This window comes from Edwardsiella piscicida (genome assembly GCF_021733145.1).
Lineage (GTDB): Bacteria > Pseudomonadota > Gammaproteobacteria > Enterobacterales > Enterobacteriaceae > Edwardsiella > Edwardsiella piscicida.
On sequence record NZ_CP090968.1, the window covers coordinates 3147410 to 3166454 of the forward strand.

19 protein-coding genes are annotated in these 19045 nt (G+C 62.2%); 3 read left to right on the plus strand and 16 right to left on the minus strand.

Annotated features, from left to right (window positions below; genetic code table 11):
- Positions 1–37: 37 nt before the first annotated feature.
- The 3 genes from L1P05_RS14320 to L1P05_RS14330 form a co-directional block, all read right to left on the minus strand.
- Positions 38–475, minus strand: coding sequence for a GNAT family N-acetyltransferase (locus tag L1P05_RS14320; RefSeq protein WP_226079106.1), 438 nt, complete (start codon positions 473–475; stop codon positions 38–40).
- Between the two features lie 168 nt (positions 476–643).
- Positions 644–1906, minus strand: coding sequence for a nucleoside permease (locus L1P05_RS14325; RefSeq protein ID WP_041692539.1), 1263 nt, complete (start codon positions 1904–1906; stop codon positions 644–646).
- A gap of 220 nt (positions 1907–2126) precedes the next feature.
- Positions 2127–2867, minus strand: coding sequence for an SDR family oxidoreductase (locus tag L1P05_RS14330; RefSeq protein ID WP_226064134.1), 741 nt, complete (start codon positions 2865–2867; stop codon positions 2127–2129).
- Between the two features lie 145 nt (positions 2868–3012).
- Between L1P05_RS14330 and L1P05_RS14335 the strand changes: the two genes are divergently transcribed.
- Positions 3013–3948, plus strand: a complete 936-nt coding sequence (locus tag L1P05_RS14335; protein WP_012849809.1) for a LysR family transcriptional regulator — start codon at positions 3013–3015, stop codon at positions 3946–3948.
- A gap of 23 nt (positions 3949–3971) precedes the next feature.
- Here L1P05_RS14335 and L1P05_RS14340 read toward each other — a convergent pair whose 3' ends face one another.
- Complete coding sequence (locus L1P05_RS14340) at positions 3972–5096, minus strand: FUSC family protein (protein ID WP_012849810.1); 1125 nt, start codon at positions 5094–5096, stop codon at positions 3972–3974.
- On the minus strand, positions 5087–6109 hold the full coding sequence (locus tag L1P05_RS14345) for a hypothetical protein (protein WP_012849811.1): 1023 nt from the start codon (positions 6107–6109) through the stop codon (positions 5087–5089). Before L1P05_RS14345 ends, L1P05_RS14340 begins: the two co-directional genes overlap by 10 nt.
- A gap of 285 nt (positions 6110–6394) precedes the next feature.
- Here L1P05_RS14345 and cfa point away from each other — a divergent pair, with 285 nt between their 5' ends.
- Positions 6395–7540, plus strand: coding sequence for a cyclopropane fatty acyl phospholipid synthase (gene cfa / locus L1P05_RS14350; RefSeq protein WP_015462304.1), 1146 nt, complete (start codon positions 6395–6397; stop codon positions 7538–7540).
- Positions 7541–7630: 90 nt separating this feature from the next.
- Positions 7631–8593, plus strand: coding sequence for a LysR family transcriptional regulator (locus L1P05_RS14355; protein WP_015462305.1), 963 nt, complete (start codon positions 7631–7633; stop codon positions 8591–8593).
- 55 nt (positions 8594–8648) lie between these two features.
- Here L1P05_RS14355 and L1P05_RS14360 read toward each other — a convergent pair whose 3' ends face one another.
- The 11 genes from L1P05_RS14360 to hyaA form a co-directional block, all read right to left on the minus strand.
- Positions 8649–9407: a YoaK family protein gene (locus tag L1P05_RS14360; protein WP_012849814.1), complete on the minus strand. Its 759-nt coding sequence runs from the start codon at positions 9405–9407 to the stop codon at positions 8649–8651.
- Positions 9408–9567: 160 nt separating this feature from the next.
- On the minus strand, positions 9568–9657 hold the full coding sequence (gene cbdX / locus L1P05_RS14365; RefSeq protein ID WP_015462307.1) for a cytochrome bd-II oxidase subunit CbdX: 90 nt from the start codon (positions 9655–9657) through the stop codon (positions 9568–9570).
- A 12-nt stretch (positions 9658–9669) separates the two neighbouring features.
- Complete coding sequence (gene appB / locus L1P05_RS14370; RefSeq protein ID WP_012849815.1) at positions 9670–10806, minus strand: cytochrome d ubiquinol oxidase subunit II; 1137 nt, start codon at positions 10804–10806, stop codon at positions 9670–9672.
- 11 nt (positions 10807–10817) lie between these two features.
- A complete protein-coding gene (gene appC, locus L1P05_RS14375; protein WP_012849816.1) occupies positions 10818–12359 on the minus strand; it encodes a cytochrome bd-II oxidase subunit 1 in 1542 nt (513 codons plus the stop codon).
- A gap of 342 nt (positions 12360–12701) precedes the next feature.
- Positions 12702–12899 carry a rubredoxin gene (locus tag L1P05_RS14380; RefSeq protein WP_012849817.1) on the minus strand — a complete coding sequence of 66 codons (198 nt, stop codon included), beginning with the start codon at positions 12897–12899 and terminating at the stop codon, positions 12702–12704.
- Positions 12892–13749 carry a hydrogenase expression/formation protein gene (locus tag L1P05_RS14385; protein WP_012849818.1) on the minus strand — a complete coding sequence of 286 codons (858 nt, stop codon included), beginning with the start codon at positions 13747–13749 and terminating at the stop codon, positions 12892–12894. The genes L1P05_RS14380 and L1P05_RS14385 overlap by 8 nt, the downstream gene beginning before the upstream one ends.
- A 3-nt stretch (positions 13750–13752) precedes the next feature.
- Entirely contained in the window at positions 13753–14151 is a 399-nt protein-coding gene (gene hyaE, locus L1P05_RS14390; protein ID WP_034168712.1) for a hydrogenase-1 operon protein HyaE, read from the minus strand.
- Complete coding sequence (gene hyaD / locus L1P05_RS14395) at positions 14145–14738, minus strand: hydrogenase 1 maturation protease (protein WP_012849820.1); 594 nt, start codon at positions 14736–14738, stop codon at positions 14145–14147. The genes hyaE and hyaD overlap by 7 nt, the downstream gene beginning before the upstream one ends.
- Entirely contained in the window at positions 14735–15469 is a 735-nt protein-coding gene (gene hyaC, locus L1P05_RS14400) for a Ni/Fe-hydrogenase b-type cytochrome subunit (RefSeq protein WP_012849821.1), read from the minus strand. Before hyaC ends, hyaD begins: the two co-directional genes overlap by 4 nt.
- 18 nt (positions 15470–15487) lie before the next feature.
- On the minus strand, positions 15488–17281 hold the full coding sequence (gene hyaB, locus L1P05_RS14405) for a Ni/Fe-hydrogenase large subunit (RefSeq protein ID WP_012849822.1): 1794 nt from the start codon (positions 17279–17281) through the stop codon (positions 15488–15490).
- Entirely contained in the window at positions 17278–18399 is a 1122-nt protein-coding gene (gene hyaA, locus L1P05_RS14410) for a hydrogenase 1 small subunit (RefSeq protein WP_015462312.1), read from the minus strand. Before hyaA ends, hyaB begins: the two co-directional genes overlap by 4 nt.
- Positions 18400–19045: the final 646 nt, after the last annotated feature.

The following is a 19045-nucleotide window of genomic DNA, read 5'->3' on the forward strand; positions in this document are numbered from 1 at the left end:
CTATTCTACCGCGCGCCGCCCCGGCGCGCGGCTTATCTCACAGCGGTAGACGGTAGGTCACCTGCCGCACCTGCTCGGTCAGCCCCAGCGCAGTCAGCATACGCTGCTGCGCCCTATCCTCCAGCGCCACCGCCGTCACCATCTCCGCGCATCCGCGCTGCCGTCCCCAGGCCGCCGCCGCCGCCATCAGCGCCGTCGCCACCCCGCGCCGGCGCCGGTCGGGCGACACGAACAGGCAGCACAGCCGCAGCCGGGCAGGCGCACCGCGCGATAACGTCTCCGGCTGCAGCGCAATCTCCACAAACCCCTGCGCCTCGCCTTCGGCGTCCAACGCCAGCAGGGCGGCGTAAGGGGCGGCATCCAGCAGCGCGCAGCCCTCAAGCCAGTGGCGGCTCAGCGGCGTCTGCGGTGCCAGCTGGGCGCGCAGCGCGACCCAGCGGCGCATCATGGTTTCATCCAACGGTACTATCGTCATGCGGCCCCCTGCGTGGGTAAGATTCGACAGTGGAAAAGGCTAGCCTAACGGCCGGGATCGCGACAGACAACGGATGCGCCAAGGCCAACGGAGGCGCGCGCGGAGGGCATTCCCATGGCAAAAAAAACGGGCCGCACCCTGCGGTGCGACCCGGTATATCTGCGAGGATCAGGCCCCCTGGCGAACGGCGGCGCTCTGCTCCTGCGGTCGGACATAGCGATAGCGGAACAGGAACAGGAAGATGACGGCCAGCAGCAGCGAGTAGCCGGCGAAGATCAGCCATACGGTCGGCCAGTCGGTCACGCCGCCCTGGGTGTAATACTCCACCACCTTACCGCTGACGATACCGCCCAGAATACAGCCGAATCCGTTGGTCATCATCAGGAACATGCCCTGTGCGCTGGCGCGGATGGACGGTTTGACCTCCTGATCGACAAAGACCGAGCCGGAGATGTTAAAGAAGTCAAAGGCGCAGCCGTACACGATCATCGACAGCACCAGCAGCACGGTGCCGAACGGCGACGGATCGCCGTAGGCAAACAGGCCGAAGCGCAGCATCCAGGCCACCATGCTCATCAGCATCACGTTCTTGATACCGTAACGCCCGAGGAAGAACGGGATGGTCAGAATGAACGCGGTCTCAGAGATCTGCGATACCGACAGCAGCACCGAGGCGTGCTCGACGATAAAGCTGCCGCTGAACAGCGGGTTCTGATCGAAGCTGTGCAGGAACGGGTTACCGAACATGTTGGTAATCTGCAGCTCGGCGCCCAGCAGCATGGAGAAAATAAAGAAGATCGCCATACGGGGGGTCTTGAACAGGCTAAAGGCATTCAGCCCCAGCATCTCCGCCCAGCCCTGCTTCTCTTGGTGCTTCGCCACCGGAATATGGGGCAGCGTCATGGCGAACAGGCCCAGCAGCAGCGAGGCCACGGCGCCGATATACAGCTGCATGTAGCTCAGCTCAAAGCCGGAGAAGCTGACCGCCCACATGGCCAGAATAAACCCAATGGTGCCCCAGATACGGATCGGCGGAAAATCTCTGACGATATCCATGCCCGCATTCTGCAGCCGATAATAGGAGATGGTATTCACCAGCCCCAGGGTCGGCATATAGGCTAGCGAGTTCAGCAGGATAACCACGAACATGGCGCTTGGCGTCGTCACCTGGGCCGCCAGGAACAGGGTCAGCGCCCCCACCAGATGACAGGCGGCATAGACCCACTTGGCGCTGATCCATTTATCCGCCACGATCCCCAGCAGGGTCGGCATAAACAGCGCCGCAATCCCCAGCGAGCTGTAGACCGCCCCGATGGCCGCGCCGTCAAACTTCAGGGTAACAAACATGTAGGAGCCGAGCGTCGTCAGCCAGCTCCCCCACAGGTAGAACTGCAGAAACGACAGTATCTTCAGCTGCAGCTTGAGATTCATGTTATTTTCCTCACACATAGGAGCCGGGATAAGATGGGATAAAAACATTTTTAATTTATTATGATTTAATCCTATCACCACGCTGGGGAAATATTTTGCTACCGCGCTCAAAAAATGAAAAAGCATATTAATTGCGGCATGAATTAGTGATGGAGATAACATTTATGCCGCAAAGCAAGGTGCGCCGACGCCGGACGAGAGGGGGCGCCAAACCGGGATCTCAGCCCCACGCCGCCCCGCCGTCCAGGTGCAGAACCTCGCCGTTAAGATCGGGATTCGCCATGGCAAACAGCGCGCTGCGCGCGTAGCTCTCCGGCTGCCCCAGCCGCCGCAGCGGCAGTCTCGCGGCGATCGCCCGCAGCGCCTCGGGGTCGCCGCCCGTCGCCTGCGCCAGCAGCGGCGTATCCATCGGACCGGGGCTAATCACATTAATCCGGCGCGGCGCCAGCTCACCGACCAGACTATGGGCCAGCGTCTCAACCGCGCTCGCGGCGGCGGCGGCGATGGACTTACCCGGCGACGGCCGCCGCGTGATCATCCCCGAGGTCAGCACCAGCGATCCCTCGGCGGCCATCTTCGGCACCGCCGCGCGCAGGGCATACACCGCGCCCCAAAACCGGCTCGCCATATTGACCCGCAGCGCCGCCATATCGCCGTGCAGCAGCGGCGCCGGCGCGATCTGTGCCGCGGTGATAGCGACATGATCGATCCCATCAAGCGGGGCAAAGAAGGCGTTGACCGACGCCTCGCTGGCCACATCGATCGTCTCACCGCGGGCCCCTCTCCCTAGCGTGGCCAGCGCGGCCATCAGCCGCGCGGGCGAACGCCCGCCGAGATACACATGCGCCCCGGCCTCCAGCGCCATGCGGGCCGTCGCCAGCCCCAGTCCCGACGTACCGCCGATAATAACGATCTGTTTCCCGCGCAGGGTATGAAAAGGCATCGCGTGATATTTCCCCATGGTGTGCCGCCCGGCGCCAACGCGGCGCAGGCGTAGTGAATATGCTGTAGGGTAAACGCGATACTGTTTATTATTTAGCGCAAAGATATCCCCGATTTGGGGAGTTAAATTCCCCAATGTCGTCACCGGCGGGAGTGCGAAAACGATGATGTCAGACGAACAGCTTAATGGTATTCAGGCCTTTATCGCCGTCGCCCAGAGCGGGAGCTTTACCCTGGCCGGTGAACGCCTGTGCCGCTCACGCTCGGCCATCGGCAAGGCCGTGGCAAAGCTGGAGAGCCGCCTCGGCGTGCGCCTGCTGCAGCGAACCACCCGCCGCGTGGCGCTGACCGACGAAGGCGCCGCCTTCCTGCAGCACAGCCTGCGGGCCTTTAACGCCCTGGAGCAGGCAGTGGATGTGGCCCATGCGCAGCGCGGCGAGGTTCAGGGGACGATCCGCCTCTCCGTCCCCGTCGCCTTTGGTCGCTGCTGGATCCTGCCCGTTATTCAGCGCCTGGTGCAGCGCTACCCGGCGCTGCGCCCGGAGGTCAGCTTCGCCAATCAGCCCATCGCTCTCGACGACGAACGGGTAGATATCGCGGTCAGAATCGGCCCGCCGCCCAATGCCCCGACGCTGATCGCCCGTCAGATTGGCGTTCAGCACGCCTGCCTCTGCGCAGCTCCGGCCCTGCTGGCGCGCTGTCCCGACATCGACGCGCCCGAGGCGCTGGCGCACACGCCGTGCCTGGTCAGCCAGCCCTATCAGCGCTGGCCGCTGCGCGATCGGGACGGGGAGACCCGGCACTACGCCGTGCGACAGGCGATGGTATTGGATGACGTCATGGCGCTGCGCGACGCCGCGCTGGCCGGGCTGGGGGTCGCCCGGTTGCCCGACTGGCTGGCCGCGCCGCTGATCCGGCGCGGCGCGTTGATCGCGCTGCTGACGTCGGCGGCCCCCGCCGGACGGCCGATCCATCTTCTCTGGCCGAGCGATAAATACGCGCCCCGACGCCGACGGGTGACGATCGATGCGCTAACGGCGCACTTCTCGCCGACGCCGCCCTGGCTGCGCGACCCGCCGGACGACCGCGGCGATGCATAGTCGCCAACGCCGCGCAAAACCGCCTACCCCTTCCGCGCGGCGCGGCGATGCGGGCCGAGCGACGGGCGCAGACGGCGATCCTCCCGGGCCTTATCGCACAGGAAGGTCAGCGATACCCCATTCAGCATCGCGGCCACGTCATGCTCTATCGACAGCAGCAGCGCCGACACCTGCGCCCGGCGCTCGCCGTCCTCTCCCGGCGCGGCCAGGGCCTGCCCCCCGATCAGCCGATTAATCCGCTCCAGACGCCGCAGGCGACGGCGCGCCAGATCGAGCCGCAGCGCCACGATAGCGTCGATAACACGGGTCAAGGCCACGCTGTTTAGGCACAGCGCGCGATACCAGGGATCATCCACGGCCAGATGCAGACGGGTCGTCAGGCTGTGCAGCAGGTTCAGCGTCAGCATCAGGCGGCTGATGCGGTGGGTAAACAGCTGAAAGCGCGCGTAGATATAGCGATCGAACAGCAGATCGTAGGACCAGATGGGCAGGTTGCCGTGCACATAGTGCTCCAGCTCCTCAAAATGGTGAAAGAAGGCCCCCTCCGGCACCCGCCACTCTCCCCCGGCCGCCAGTAGGCAGGTCCGGTTAAATCCGGCGATGCGGCGCAGCAGGCCGCTCAGGGTCGCAAAGACCTGATCATGCTGGTGACGCGGCATTATCAGCAGCGAACAGAGATAGGCCACCAGGGCGCCGCACAGCGTATCGATCAGGCGGTAGCTGAGCAGCGTCCACAGCAGCAGACGCTGATGATTAAAAAAGCTGGCCAGCAGCATCGCCACCAGGGTGGTGATCAGGCAGACAAACAGGCCGTAGTAGCGGCTCAGGCACTTGCTCCAGTAGGCCAGCGTCCCGGTCAACACCAGCAGAATCTGGAAGATAAGCGTATGATCGATCAGCAGGATCCCACAGCTGCCCAGCGCGACCCCGCACAGCGTTCCCAGCACACGCTGAAAACCACGGCGAAACGCCGCCGATGAGGAGGTGATGGTCAGGCTGACCACCAGCGCCGTCAGCGGAACCCAAAATCCCTGAACCAGCGGCACCCACGCGATCAGCAGCTGGGCCACCACCATGGAGACCGCGGCGCTGGCCATCTGGTGCAGCACCAGCGGCGGCAGCGACGTCTTAACAACACTCAATCGCATGTCACCTCCTGCGGCGTCGGGCGCGCCAGCGGCGCGCATTGCTCCACCAGCGCCAGCAGCAGGGAGACCAGCAGGCGCAGCGTGGGATGCGCCCCTTCAGGCAGTGCGGTCGACAGCCACTGGCGCAGCGCCGTCAGCCGCTGCGCGCGCTGCCGGTAGTCCAGCGACTCCACCCGACACAGCAGCGAGGCCAGCGCCAGAAAGCAGCGCCGACGCAGTGCGTTGACCCGGCGCAGATCGTCCCGCCCCAGCGGCTCCACCGGCCAGTAGCTCAGGGTGATCACCCCCTCCACCAGCGCCATCAGCATCGCGGTGCGGGGCGACGGCGGCGCACCGCCGCCGTCACATCCCGCGTGGTATGCGCTCAGCAGGCGCTGCAGCGTCGCCTGACGATTGAAGGTGCCCTTTTTCAGCGCCGGCGCCAGCTGGTTAAAATCGCGGACGGCGGGCAGGTAGGCCAGCCAGCGGCAGGTCTCCCCCAGCTGGTGCAGCAGTACGCGCGGCAGGCGCCGCCGGTAGCGGCGACTGGTGCGGGCGGGAAGCACGAGAAAGGCGACCAGCGCGCAGGCGCCGCCGGCCAGCAGCGCCGGGATCAGCTGTCCCATCACCGGGGGCCGCGCCTGCGCCAGCCCATTGGCGATAATGGCGAACAGCGTCACAAACAGTGACACCATGGCCATCGCGGGCCGACGGGAGAACAGATACAGCGTCAGGGCCGCCAGCAGCGCCACCATCACCACCTGCAGCGGGATACTGCACAGGCTGCCCAGCAGCACCGCGCTACCGATCAGCAGGGTATTGATCAGGACGCTCAGCATATGGCTGACGAGGCGATCGCCCATCACCACCTGCACGGAGAATACGCCCAGCAAAATGCTGTAGATCCCCCATTCGGCGAACGGAGCGCACTGATCGACCACGATCCCCAGCGTCAGCCCTATCGCGGTACGCATGGCGTTGAGCATAAAGCGGCCGTCGGGATCGGCCAGAATAACGCGATCGCATCCCCTCATCGCGAGCGCTCCAGCGCAGGACGAGGGGAAATGCCCCGGCCGTGCGGCCGCGGCATCCTTAACGGAGACAAGCAGGAGAGGCTATCCCGAAACACCATAAAATCGCTGACCTAAAAAGAGAGTAATCTATTATTAAATAGCATATCAATCTGGTCATTGGGGTGGAATATTTACCCTGGAATGATTTTATTCTATTAATTTATTCTAAATGGGAATTTTTATATGCTTTGTTATCAATAATAAACGCCGGATATTATGCGAAAAAAATTCATCTCCGGAATAAATATGAGCACCGTTGTCAGCGAAATAGATTATCAGTCCCGCAGTTACCATATCCTGCAGCCGTTACTGCAGCAGGCCGGCATTGGCCTTGAGGGGCAGCAGCCCTATGACCTGCAGATCCATAACCCGCAGCTGTTCTCCACCGTGCTCAAGGCCGGCTCCCTGGGGCTGGGCGAGAGCTATATGGACGGCTGGTGGGACTGCGAGCGTCTGGATATGTTTTTTGACCGCGCCCTGCGCCACGGCCTGGACAAGAAGCTGCCCAGCAACCTCAACGATCTGATCTATGCCGTCAGCGCCCGCCTGTTTAACCTGCAGTCGCGCCGCCGCGCCGGTCAGGTCGCCCGCGAGCACTACGATCTGGGCAACGATCTGTTTGAGGCCATGCTCGATCCCCATATGCAGTACTCCTGCGCCTACTGGAAAGAGGCCAAAACGCTGGAGCAGGCCCAAGAGGCCAAGCTGGATCTAATCTGCCGCAAGCTCGATCTGCAGCCGGGTCAGCGGGTGCTCGACATCGGCTGCGGCTGGGGGGGACTGGCGGCGTACATGGCCCGTAACTACGGCGTGGAGGTCACCGGGATCACCATCTCGCAGGAGCAGTGCGAGCTGGCTCGCCAGCGCTGCGCCGGTCTGCCGGTGACCCTGCGCCTGATGGACTACCGCGATCTGGACCAGCCGTTTGAGCGCATCGTCTCCGTCGGCATGTTTGAGCACGTCGGCCCCAAAAACTACGCCACCTACTTCAACACGGTCAAACGCTGCCTGCACCCGGAGGGGCGTTTTCTGCTGCACACCATCGGCAGTAATATCTCCGATCACGGTGTCGATCCCTGGATTAACCGCTATATTTTCCCTAATGGACGTCTACCCTCCATGCGCGATATCGTCAGCTGCAGCGAGGGGATGATGGTCATGGAGGACTGGCACAATTTGGGGAGCGATTACGATAAGACGCTGATGGCATGGGAGGCTCGCTTCCGCGCCGCCTGGCCACGACTGAAGGATCGCTACGGCGAACGTTTTTACCGTATGTTCCGCTACTATCTCTGTGCCTGCGCCGGCGCCTTCCGCGCCCGGGATATCCAGCTGTGGCAGGTGCTGTTTAGTCCCCACGGCGTCAGCGGCGGCGTACGGGCCGCACGCTAACCACGCCCCTATTTTCTCCGGTCGGCCGCCGCGGCGGTCGGCCTGTCTATGATCGCTAACGGTGAATACGACACCGCAACAGGTGACGCCATGTCGCACGATAATTTTCTGAAGTCCATGTATGACACCCACTACGGCGCCCTGATCGCCCTGGCCGCGCTGAACGAAGAGCAGAGCGTCAGCCGCGCCGCCGAGTGCCTGAGCATCAGCCAGCCCTCCATGAGCAAGCTACTGATGGAGCTGCGCAAAGAGTTCAACGATCCGCTGTACACCAAGTGCAATAATCTGTTTACCCTGACCCCGGTCGGCGAGACCCTGTGCACCATCGTGCGCAACACGCTGTACGCCAGTCAGTCGATGATCGACCAGCTGCGCTGCGGGGTGAAGCACCGCTATAACATCTGCCTGCCGCACTGGTTCAATATTCAGGAGGTCTCCGCCCTGATCGGCAACGTGCGCACCCTGTATCCCAACCTGGTGATCAACTTCCGGCCGCCCAGCGCCACCACCGCAGAAGACATCGTGCAGAGCCTGAAGCAGGGTAACGTGGACGTCGCCGTACGCCACTTTCCCCACGCCTGCCCCAGCGGAATTCACCTGAAGACGCTCGGATCCTCCGAATTCATGTTCCTGCGCCGCGTCCGCGCCATCGGCCAACGGCCGACGCAGATGCTGACCATGACCCGCGAGCAGCTGCTCTGCACGCCGCTGATTATCTACAATATCAGTCCCTACCTGCAGGACAGCTTCCTGCAGGCCAACCGCCTGGATGAGGGGCTGCTGAACATCACCATGACCCTAACCAACAACTTCCGCCGCTGGCTGGATGAGCTGGTGGACGATGATACCCTGCTGATAACGCTGCGCAGCGTCGGCGACGCGCTGGTCGAAAGCGGAGAGTACCGGGCGGTCGCCATTCCCGGCATGGCCATTCACTTCCCGTATCATCTGATGTGGCACGAGCGCTCGTCGCAGGATCCGGTTCATCTCCTGATCCGCAAGGCGCTGATCGCCATGAGCAGCGCCAGCCTTCCCTCGCCGACGGAGCGCTGAGGCGCGCGCCAGATCCCAACGGCAGCCAGCGGCTGCCGTTTTTACTGCGTCCAGCCTAGATCAGCGCCGCCCGGTGGCGGCCATGCACCACCCAGATGCGCAGGGTAAACAGCAGCAGCGCCAGCAGCGCCAGACTCAGGCTGTAGAAACCGATGTGCCGGCTCAGCAGCGCGGTCACCAGCGCCCCGACAAAGAAGTGCGCGATCACCATCAGGTAGTGCAGACCCTCATGGTACAGGCATAGCCGCTCGCGTCGATTACGCTGGCGATCGAACACGCTGAACAGACGGCTCATCATCAGCACGTACACCGTGGTCACCACCGAGGTCGCCGTCGGCTGACGGGTTCCCCCGTGCTTAATCACAAAGTTCTGGATATACATGAAGATCAGCCCGATGGTCACCAGCGGCATCACCAGCGGCGTCGGCTTGGCCCCCAGCAGCCCATAGCGACTCATCGCCGCCCCCAGCAGCATAAACGCCAGCAGCAGCAGGCAGTTGATGCTCATGGCGATGGCATAGCCGTGCCACGGACTGTGCAGGCGGGAGTGATAGCGGTTGACGAGCAGCTGATGCAGCGCCGCCAGCACCATCCAGATCAGGATGATGGAAATATGGTAGACCGACTCAAAGTCCATCCCCCCATTGGCCAACGCCGCAATGCCGAAGATCATGTTAGAGGTCATATAGCCGATTAAGGCCTTGTATAAATACATAAAACTGACGATTTCCAGGCAGCCGCCAATAAAGCTCATCATATAGTGAATTTCATGATTGAGCGTGCGGTAGACCCGGGATAGGGGCTTATTACGCATTACGTCACTCGATAAAAATTAACACGCAGAAATTTTATCACTCGATAATAATATCTGGTGGTTATGATGATTATATTATAGGCGGGAATAAAAATGGCGTCGGACGACGCCGGTGGGACGGTGACGGGGGCGGCATCGATCCGCCCCCGGTTAACTCAGGCTATTTCAGCCGCGGCTCAAGCCATACCAGGATCAGGGTAGACAGCGAACACATCAGCAAAATGCCGACAAACCACAGTAAATACCACATCGCGCCCGCTCCTCAGTACAGTTCGTGATCGTGACGGCGGATCGTCTCCGGGTTAATCCGCCCCAGCATCTTATAGTAGCTCCACAGGGTGTAGAGCAGCACGATCGGCAGAAAGATCAGCACGATCACCAGCATGATACTCAGCGTCATCTGGCTGGAGGTGCTATCCCACAGCGTCAGACTGGAGACAGGGTTAATGCTGGAGGGCATCACAAACGGGAACAGCGTCACCCCGGCGGTAAACACCACCCCGGCCTGCGCCAGCGACGCCAGCAGGAAACCCCACCCCGCACGACCACGGGCGCTGGCGAACAGGGTCAGCAGCGGACACAGTACGCCGAGCAGCGGGAAGATCAGCAGCAGCGGCGAATGGATGAAGTTACTCATCCAGGCGCCGGGCAGCACCGCAACCGCCTTCAGCAGCGGGTTGGAGGGACCATTGGCGTCCTGGCTGAGCAGCACATAGCCATCGATGCCGACCCACAGCCAGTAGCCGGCCAGCAGGAAGCAGAGCACCACCAGCAGCGCGCTGCGGTTGGTCGCCGAGCGGGCCCGCTGGCGGATCACGCCATCGGTCTTCAGCTGTAGCCAGACGCCGCCCTGCATGATCACCATACACAGGCTGAGCAGCCCGCACAGCAGGGCAAAGGGCGACAACAGCTGCCAGAAGGTGCCGAAGTACTCCACGCGCAGCTGCGGGGTGAAGGCAAAGGGAACCCCCAAGATCAGGTTGCCGAACGCCACGCCGAACACCAGCGGCGGTACCAGGCTGCCGATCACCAGCCCGATATCCCACAGGGTGCGCCAGCTCGCATCGGCGATCTTGCCCCGGTAGTCAAAGGCCAGCGGACGAAAGAACAGGGCGCATAGCACCAGGATCATCGCCACATAGAAGCCGGAAAAGGCGGCGGCATAGACCCGCGGCCAGGCGGCGAACAGCGCGCCGCCGGCCAGGATCAGCCAGACCTGGTTTCCCTCCCAGTGAGCGCCGACGCTATTGATCAGCACGCGTCGCTCGTCGTCGCTGCGCGCCACCAGCGGCAGCAGGCAGCCGACCCCCATGTCAAATCCGTCGGTCACCATAAAGGCCACCAGGATCACGCCGATCAACAGCCACCAAATAAACCGCAGCGTTTCATAATCAAACATAACAGTCTCCTTTACCCCTGCTGCGCCGGTTGTTCACTCTGCATCGCGCTCGGCCCAAGACGCGCGTACTTTTGCATCAGATAGACCTCGGCGATTAAGAACAGGGTGTAAAGCCCCAGGATCAGCCCCATCGAGAAGGCCAGCTGGCCGACCGTCAGAGCGGAGTGGGCGGAATAGGTCGGCAGGATATCCTGAATAGCCCAGGGCTGACGGCCAAACTCCGTCATAAACCAGCCGGCCTCAATGGCAATCCACGGCAGCGGCAGGCTATAGAACACCATCCGCAGCACCCAGCGGTGCTGATCGATGCGCACCCGCAGCGTCTGAACCAGCGCAATCAGCATCACCAGCAGCAGCAGCGAGCCGCAGCCCACCATGATGCGGAAGCTCCAGAACACCGGCGCCACCTGCGGAATCAGGCCGCGCTGCGCCGCCTGATACTGCGCCGGCGTCACATTGTTCATATCCGGCGCATACTGCGTCAGCAGCATGCCGTAGCCCAGATCGCTTTCAACGGCGCGGAACGCGCTCAGCACCTGCGGCGAACGGTTACCCTGTGAAAGGGTATTCATCAGCAGCCAGGCCTCACGCCCGCGCTGCAGACGCGGCAGGGCGTCGGCCATCAGATTCTTCAGACCCGGAACCGGCGTATCCAGCGAGTGGGTCGCCAGGATCCCCAGCAGCGCGGGAACCTTCACGGCAAAGTCATTCCGCTCCTGCGCCTGCTGTGGCCAGGCGACCAGGTGGAACGGCGCGGGCGCGGGCTCGGTCTCCCACTCCCCTTCCATCGCCGCCAGCTTCACCGGCTGAACCTTGGCCACCTCATAGGCGGAGCTGTCGCCCAGCTGCAGCGTCCCCAGAATGGCCAGGGTGCCGAACACCGACCCGATGGCGAAGGAGCGCAGCGCCACGTCACGCTCGCGGCCGCGCAGCAGATACCAGGCGCTGATGGACATGATGAACATCGCCCCGGCGACATAGCCGGACATCACGGTATGGACAAACTTCACCTGACTGACGGGGTTGAACACCAGCTCGCTGAAGCTGGTCATCTCCATACGCAGGGTGTCGATATCAAAGTGGGCCCCGGTCGGATACTGCATCCAGCCGTTGGCGTTCAGGATCCACAGGGCGGAGATATTGGAGCCGAAGGCCACCAGCCAGGTCACCAGCAGATGCTGATACTTGTTCAGCCGCTGCCAGCCGAAGAAGAACAGGCCGACAAAGGTGGACTCGAGGAAGAAGGCCATCAGCGCCTCCATCGCCAGCGGCGCGCCGAAAATGTCGCCCACGTAGTTGGAGTAGAATGACCAGTTGGTACCGAACTGAAACTCCATGGTCAGGCCGGTCGCCACGCCCAGAGCAAAGTTGATCCCAAACAGCTTACCCCAGAAACGCGTCATATCGCGGTAGATCGTTTTGCCAGTCACCACGTAGATGGTTTCCATGACGGCCAGCAAAAAAATCAGCCCCAGGGTAAGGGGTACGAACAAGAAGTGATACAGCGCGGTCAGCGCAAACTGCCATCGCGATAAGTCAATAACATCCCACATGCGGACTCCTGTAGGCGATAAGATGGGAAATATGGACCAGGCTGTCTCCCGCAACGGATCGCCGCGTCAACCCGCGACCGGACGTGCGCCCAATCCACGGGGAGACTCCCCGCCGCGTTTGCACAGCCCAACGCCGCCATGACCACTGACGACACACCCATACTGTTACGGGATACCGCCTAATAGTAGATCGCCGAGCGCGCCGCCGCAGACTCGCTCCCCATATATAGGCCAATCGTGCTACACAAAGGCCCGAAAACCCTATTTTATCTACGTCTTCATCAGATGACTGCGCCGCCTAACGGCGGCGCAAAATGAGGCGGGTGGGTGCGCGCAGCGCGCTCAGCCCAATAACAGGAAGTGCGACTTATCCGCGTCGCACTGCGGACAGCGCCAGTGCGCCGGCAGCGCGCTGAAGGGAACCCCCGATGGAATTTGCCCCACCCTGTCCCCCTGCGCCGGATCGTACACCCACCAGCACAGGTTGCACTCCAGCCGAGCATCGTCCGCGATCGCCTGGGCGTAGCCGCGCTCAAACATGGGCCACCTCCTCCAGCCAGCGGCAGACGTCGCCCAGACGCTGAGCCGAATCAGCCAGATCCTCCGGCGCCGCCAGCACCAGCTCCGGCAGGGTGCACACCTCATAGCTGTCGAGCAGCGTCCCCTTCAGGGTATCCAGGCAGCGTACGTGCCAGACATGGCGCAGCCCCGTCGCGTCGATGCGGCTCTCGCCGTAGCCAAAGGTGCGGATCTGAATCCGCCCCGGCCCGCACAGCCGCGTTAGAAACAGACGATCGGCCTCGCTCAGCGGCAGCTGCGTCAGGTTGATGCTGTGGGGCTGAGCCGCCGGATCGCGCACGTGCGTCAGCAGCTCATGGGCCAGCGGCAGGCCGTTCATCAGCCCATCGATGGGCGGCGGCAGCAGCGAATCGTTCGGCAGCGTATCGGCGCTGGCCGCCTGCCACAGCGGCAGCGGCGCACAGCCCGCCTCCAGTCGATCCTCCAGCACGCAGCCCCCCTGCAGACGGCGAACCCGCCACAGACCACAGAATATCGCCTCCTGGATTTCGCTTTCGCTGCCGTCCGGATGCTGAATACGCACCGAGACCTCCCCTTCGCCCAGCAGGGCGTTGAGAAAGGTCATATCCTCGTCATTCAGCGCCGACAGATCCCAGCCGATCACCTCGCCCAGAGGGGGGATCCCCTGCGCCAGCTGACGCAGTAAGCGCGTTAGCTGCGCCATGACCCGCGGGCTGTGAGCGCAGTGCTCCAGCGCCGCCATGCTCGGATCGCCGTTGACCCCGCAGGTGATCGGCAGCGGGTTCATGCTAAAGCTGTCGTCATCGGGCTGCGTCCCCGGCCCCAACAGGTGAAAAAAGGTCTCGCTCATCGATCAGGACTCCTGCGGAAGGGCGGATTCAACCAGCGGGCGCATCAAGGCGATCAGATCGGCCCACGGGTGGATCCCGCTGAGCACGCCGCGCAGTTCACCGCCGATAAACACCAGCGTTGCCGGAAAGCGGCGCACGCCAAAGCGATCGCCGATGGCCTCGCTCTGCGCCAGGTCGGCCATCGCGATGCGCCAGTCAACCTGGGGAAACTCGCGCAGCAGCTCGGCGATCATCACCGGGTTGTCGCTGACCTCCGGCGTACGGCGCGGATCGCAGCTCAGCAGCACCACGCCGTCCGGCGCCTGCGCCAGCCAGCCGTCCAGCGAATGCGCCTCGACCGGCTGCCAGCCGCGCGCCAGCATGCGCTGCCACAGCGCGGAAAATGGATTGTCGTTCAACACTCCTCCTGTCCCTCCAGCGTCATCCGATACTGGCGAATGCGCACGCCCTCATAGTTCTCCATCGACAGACACTCGTAGTTCAGGCAGCGGCTCTCCTCGCTCGGCTGCGGGACGATCCCCCAGTCGGCCAGCTGCGCCAGCGCCGCCTGCTCCGCCGCGGGCAGCTGGGCCCGCGCCACCTCGGTCAGGCTGCCGCCATACTCATCCAGCAGCGCGGGCTGTAGCCCCACCAGCGCCACGCGGGACGGCATATGGCCGCGAATGTCCGCCAGGGCCAGCACCTCGGAAAAGCTGCTCTGGTGCAGACTCATCTTCTTGGCGCTGAGGTAGGCCGGCACCATCTCCCCGGCGTAGGTACGCAGGGTCCCCGGCGCCAGGCCGTAGTCGATGGCATCCAGGATCAGCAGGTGGCTGGCGCTTTCGACATAGCCCAGCAGGTTCAGCCCCTGGGTGCCGCCGTCGACGATCTCCACCTGCTCCGGCCAGTGATAATGGGCATACAGCCGCTCGGCCACCCGTACGCCGAAGCCCTCATCGGCCCACAGCAGGTTGCCCAGCCCCATTACCACCACGCGCTGCTCACTCATGACGCCTCCTTGTCGCGTTTACGCTTCGGGAACTTATGACTGCGGAATCCATTGATCATGGTAGAGATAACCGTGTCGTCAGACATGATGTCCTCGCGGATGGCCATATACACATGTCCAATGATAAATGCCCCGATAAGCCACATCCCCAGGCGGTGCCAGCTGTGGATATCGATAGAGTTGCCGCCGGTCCAGTAGAAGAACTCGATCACATAGTGGAACGGGGCGAAGATGGCGTACTGGCTATGCTCGCTGAACAGCGCGAACCCGGTGAGGATCATGAATACCGACATCAGGAAATAGCCAAACATCGCCGCCTGGGCGATGGGGTTATGGCCAATGTCACCGCTCGGGCGCTTCTCCAGAAACAGATACCAGCGGATCTCATACAAAACGCCCTGCCACCAGCTGCGGCGCCACACCGGCACCACGAACAGCTCGCGCGAGTAGCGGTTGCCGACGCAGGCCCAATAGATGCGCATCAGCAACAGCACGGTGAACAGCATCCCTGCGCTGAAATGAACCAGACGGATATAGCCCATGTAGAACAGATAGGTGGCCTCGCCGCTGACCGACGGCAGTGGCCGGCCAATGAAGTACCCGGTCACCATCAGCACCAGCATGCAGCCCACCGTCAGCCAGTGCCACAGGCGCACCGGCGCCTCGAACACATAGTGGCTGACGGCATCATCACGCGCCTCCTCGGCGCGCGGGGATGTCTTTTCACTCATCGTTCTTCTCCTTAGCGCTTAGCGTACCTGGACGGAGATCAGTTCGCTGCCGTCGTCGCCGAGCACGTGGGTTGAACAGGCCAGGCAGGGGTCGAAGCTGTGCAGGGTGCGCAGGATCTCCAGCGGCTGATCGGGGATCGCCATCTGGGTCCCCATCAGCGCCGCCTCATAGGCCCCGATCTGTCCCTTGGGATCGCGCGGACTGGCGTTCCAGGTGGTCGGTACCACGCACTGATAGAGATCGATCTTCTGATCGCGAATCGATGCCCAGTGGCCCAGCGCGCCGCGCGGCGCCTCGGTAAAGCCGATACCGCGGCAGTGCTGCGGCCAGGTGGCCGGCTCCCACTTCTCGGTATTGGCCGTCGCCAGATTACCGTTCTTCAGGTTGGTCATCAGCTTATCGAAGAAGTACTGCAGCTTGCCGGCGGCCCACTGCGCCTCGTGGGCGCGGCACAGAATGCGGCCCAGGGTAGACTGAATGCCGGAGAGCGGCAGCTTAAGCGACGACATCATGCGATCCACCGACTCGATGGTTGCCGCATCGCCCTTGTGGTAGGCGATCAGGGTACGGGCCAGCGGGCCGACCTCCATCGGGTGACCGCGCCAGCGCGGCGCCTTGATCCAGGAGTAGCGCGCCTGCTCATCCAGCTGCAGGATGTTGGTGTCGCTGCCCTTCACGTTGCCCGGGTTGTACCAAGGATCGGTAATACCGTCGAACGGATGGCGCCCCTGCTGCTCGTTGGGGTAGCGATACCAGGAGTGATCGACAAACTCCTGCACCTGCTGCGGATCGGCCAGATCCACCGGCAGTACGTTCTTGAAGTCGCCGTTGATCACCGCGCCGCCCGGCATCAGCAGGCTCTTCTGGCTGAAGTCGTTGGCGATGTCCGGGAAGGCGCCGTAGCTCAGCACGCACTTATCGGACAGCCCGGTGCCGATCTGACTCCACGGCTTGTTAAACAGGCCGATGGCCAGCGCATCGGGGATCATCACGTTGTTGATAAAGTCGGCGGTGCGGGTAATGATCGACTGCACCAGGTTGAGGCGCTCCATGTTGACCGCGCCGACCGCGCCGCTCTGATCGATGTTGATGGCGCAGGGCATGCCGCCGACGATCCAGTTCGGGTGCGGGTTCTTACCGCCGAACACCGTGTGGATCTTGACGATCTCGCGCTGGAAGTCGAGGGCCTCCAGATAGTGGGCAAAGCCCATCAGGTTGGCCTCCGGCGACAGCTTGTACTGCGGATGACCCCAGTAGCCGTTGCGGAAGATCCCCAGCTGACCGCCCTCCACGAACTTCTTCAGGCGGTTTTGTACGTCAAAGAAGTAGCCCGGCGACGACATCGGCCAGGAGGAGAGGCTCTGCGCCAGCTGCGAGGTGGCGCGCGGATCGGCCTTCAGGGCATCCAGCACGTCGATCCAGTCCATCCCCGCCAGCTGATAAAAGTGCACCAGATGGTCATGGCACCACAGGGTGGCCAGCATGATGTTACGGATGATATTGGCGTTGTCCGGCACCTTGATGCCGATGGCATCCTCGATGGCGTACACCGATGCCAGGGCGTGCACCCCGGTGCACACCCCGCAGATGCGCTCCACGAACGCCCAGGCGTCGCGCGGGTCACGCCCCTGCAGAATGATCTCCAGTCCGCGGAACATGGTGCCGCAGGAGACGGCGTTGGTAATGATGTTCTGGTCGTTGATGTTCACTTCGCAGCGCATGTGCCCTTCGATGCGGGTGATCGGATCCACCACCAGGCGACGGCCGGCATCGCTTAACGTATATCCTTGGGTTTGATACTGGTAACTCATGCCTGTTTATCCTCATTGCCCGGCTGTTGTTGTTCTGCCTCTGCCAGCTGCTGGTTGTGGCGTTTACGCTGATTGACGGCGCTGGCCACCGCATGCACCCCGACCCCCGCGGCGACCACGCCCAGCGCAGTCAGGCCAACGGTATCGGCGGTAGAGTGGGTCCCCATCTGCGGAATATCGACCACCCGGCTGTAGAACGAACCGCGATCCCAGAAGCCATTCTCTGAGCAGCCCAGGCAGCCGTGGCCGGACTGGATCGGGAAGGAGACCCCGTCGTTCCAGCGGGTGGAGGAGCAGGCGTTATAGGTGGTCGGTCCCTTACAGCCCATCTTATACAGGCAGTATCCCTTACGGGCGGCGTCATCGTCCCAGCTCTGGACGAACTCACCGGCATCGAAGTGGGCGCGGCGGTAGCACTTATCGTGGATGCGCTGACCGTAGAACATCAGCGGACGCCCCATGCGGTCAACGTCCGGCAGACGGTCGAAGGTCACCATATAGGTGATGATGGCGCTCATCACGTCCGGGATCGGCGGACAGCCGGGCACCTTGATGATCGGCTTATCGGTGATCACCTTGTCGATGGGCGTCGCCTGCGTCGGGTTAGGACGGGCGGCCTGCACGCAGCCCCAGGAGGCACAGGTCCCCCAGGCGATGATGGCACTGGCGCCGGCGGCGGCCTTCTTCAGCTTCTCAATAAACGGACGGCCGCTGCTGATGCAGAACATCCCCTGCTCACCCAGCGGCGGATTCCCCTCCACCGCCAGAATGTACTTGCCGTGGTAACGGGTGATGATGTCGTCGAATACCGCCTCGGCCTGCGTCCCGGCCGCGGCCATCAGGGTATCGTCATAATCGAGAGAGATAAGCGACAGGATCACATCCTTGGCCAGCGGATGCGACGAGCGGATAAAGGATTCGGTACAGCAGGTGCACTCGAGACCGTGGATCCAGACGACCGGAATACGCGGCTTATTCTCCAACGCCCATGCAATCTTTGGCGCCATCCCGGCACCCAGCCCCAGCGACGTGGCGGCCAGACTGCAATACTTGAGAAAACTCCGCCGGGTCACTCCCTGACGGCGCATGGCTTGGTAAAAGGTATCCTCGTTATTCATAACGCACGTCTCTTCTCCTTGCAGCACCGGCGGGTGTACCGGGCGCGTTTGGTCGGCCGGCGACGTCCCCCAGCAAGGCAAGCCATCGGATCGCGCGCGCGACGCGAACGCGAAAATAACGATCGCCCTTCCCTTTGCACTGGCGTACGCCGTCAGGTGATGTTGTAAAAAAAGTGTAGCCAGTTTTTTGCCAAAAACAATATGAAAACTATGGATATGTCTTTTTATGATGTTTTCTGAACCATTTATTTCGCTTTGCGCCGGCGGCGCTTTTTTCCCTCTGGCGACAAGCACTTCTCGCCCTATCGCGGCCGTCAAACGCCGCGGAGAATCCCCTTATATCTCGCGCCCGCGAGCGCATTTGATGTGCATCCCCCACCCACGCGCAAATTACCCATGGCGACCATCCCCATAAATAAATGTCACTCATGTAATAATTAATTTATGGACGATAACCTTGCGAATAACAAATACCGGGGCGAGACAAAATAATTTAATTTACGCATTTCCCTTACAGCTCAATCAGCTAAATTAACGCAACCGTTAACGCCTATAAAACCGACGCACCGGTAAGCAACGCTACAAAAAGTGATTCGAAGATTAATTTTACTAATAGTGATAAATATCACAGTATCCCGCCGCCACA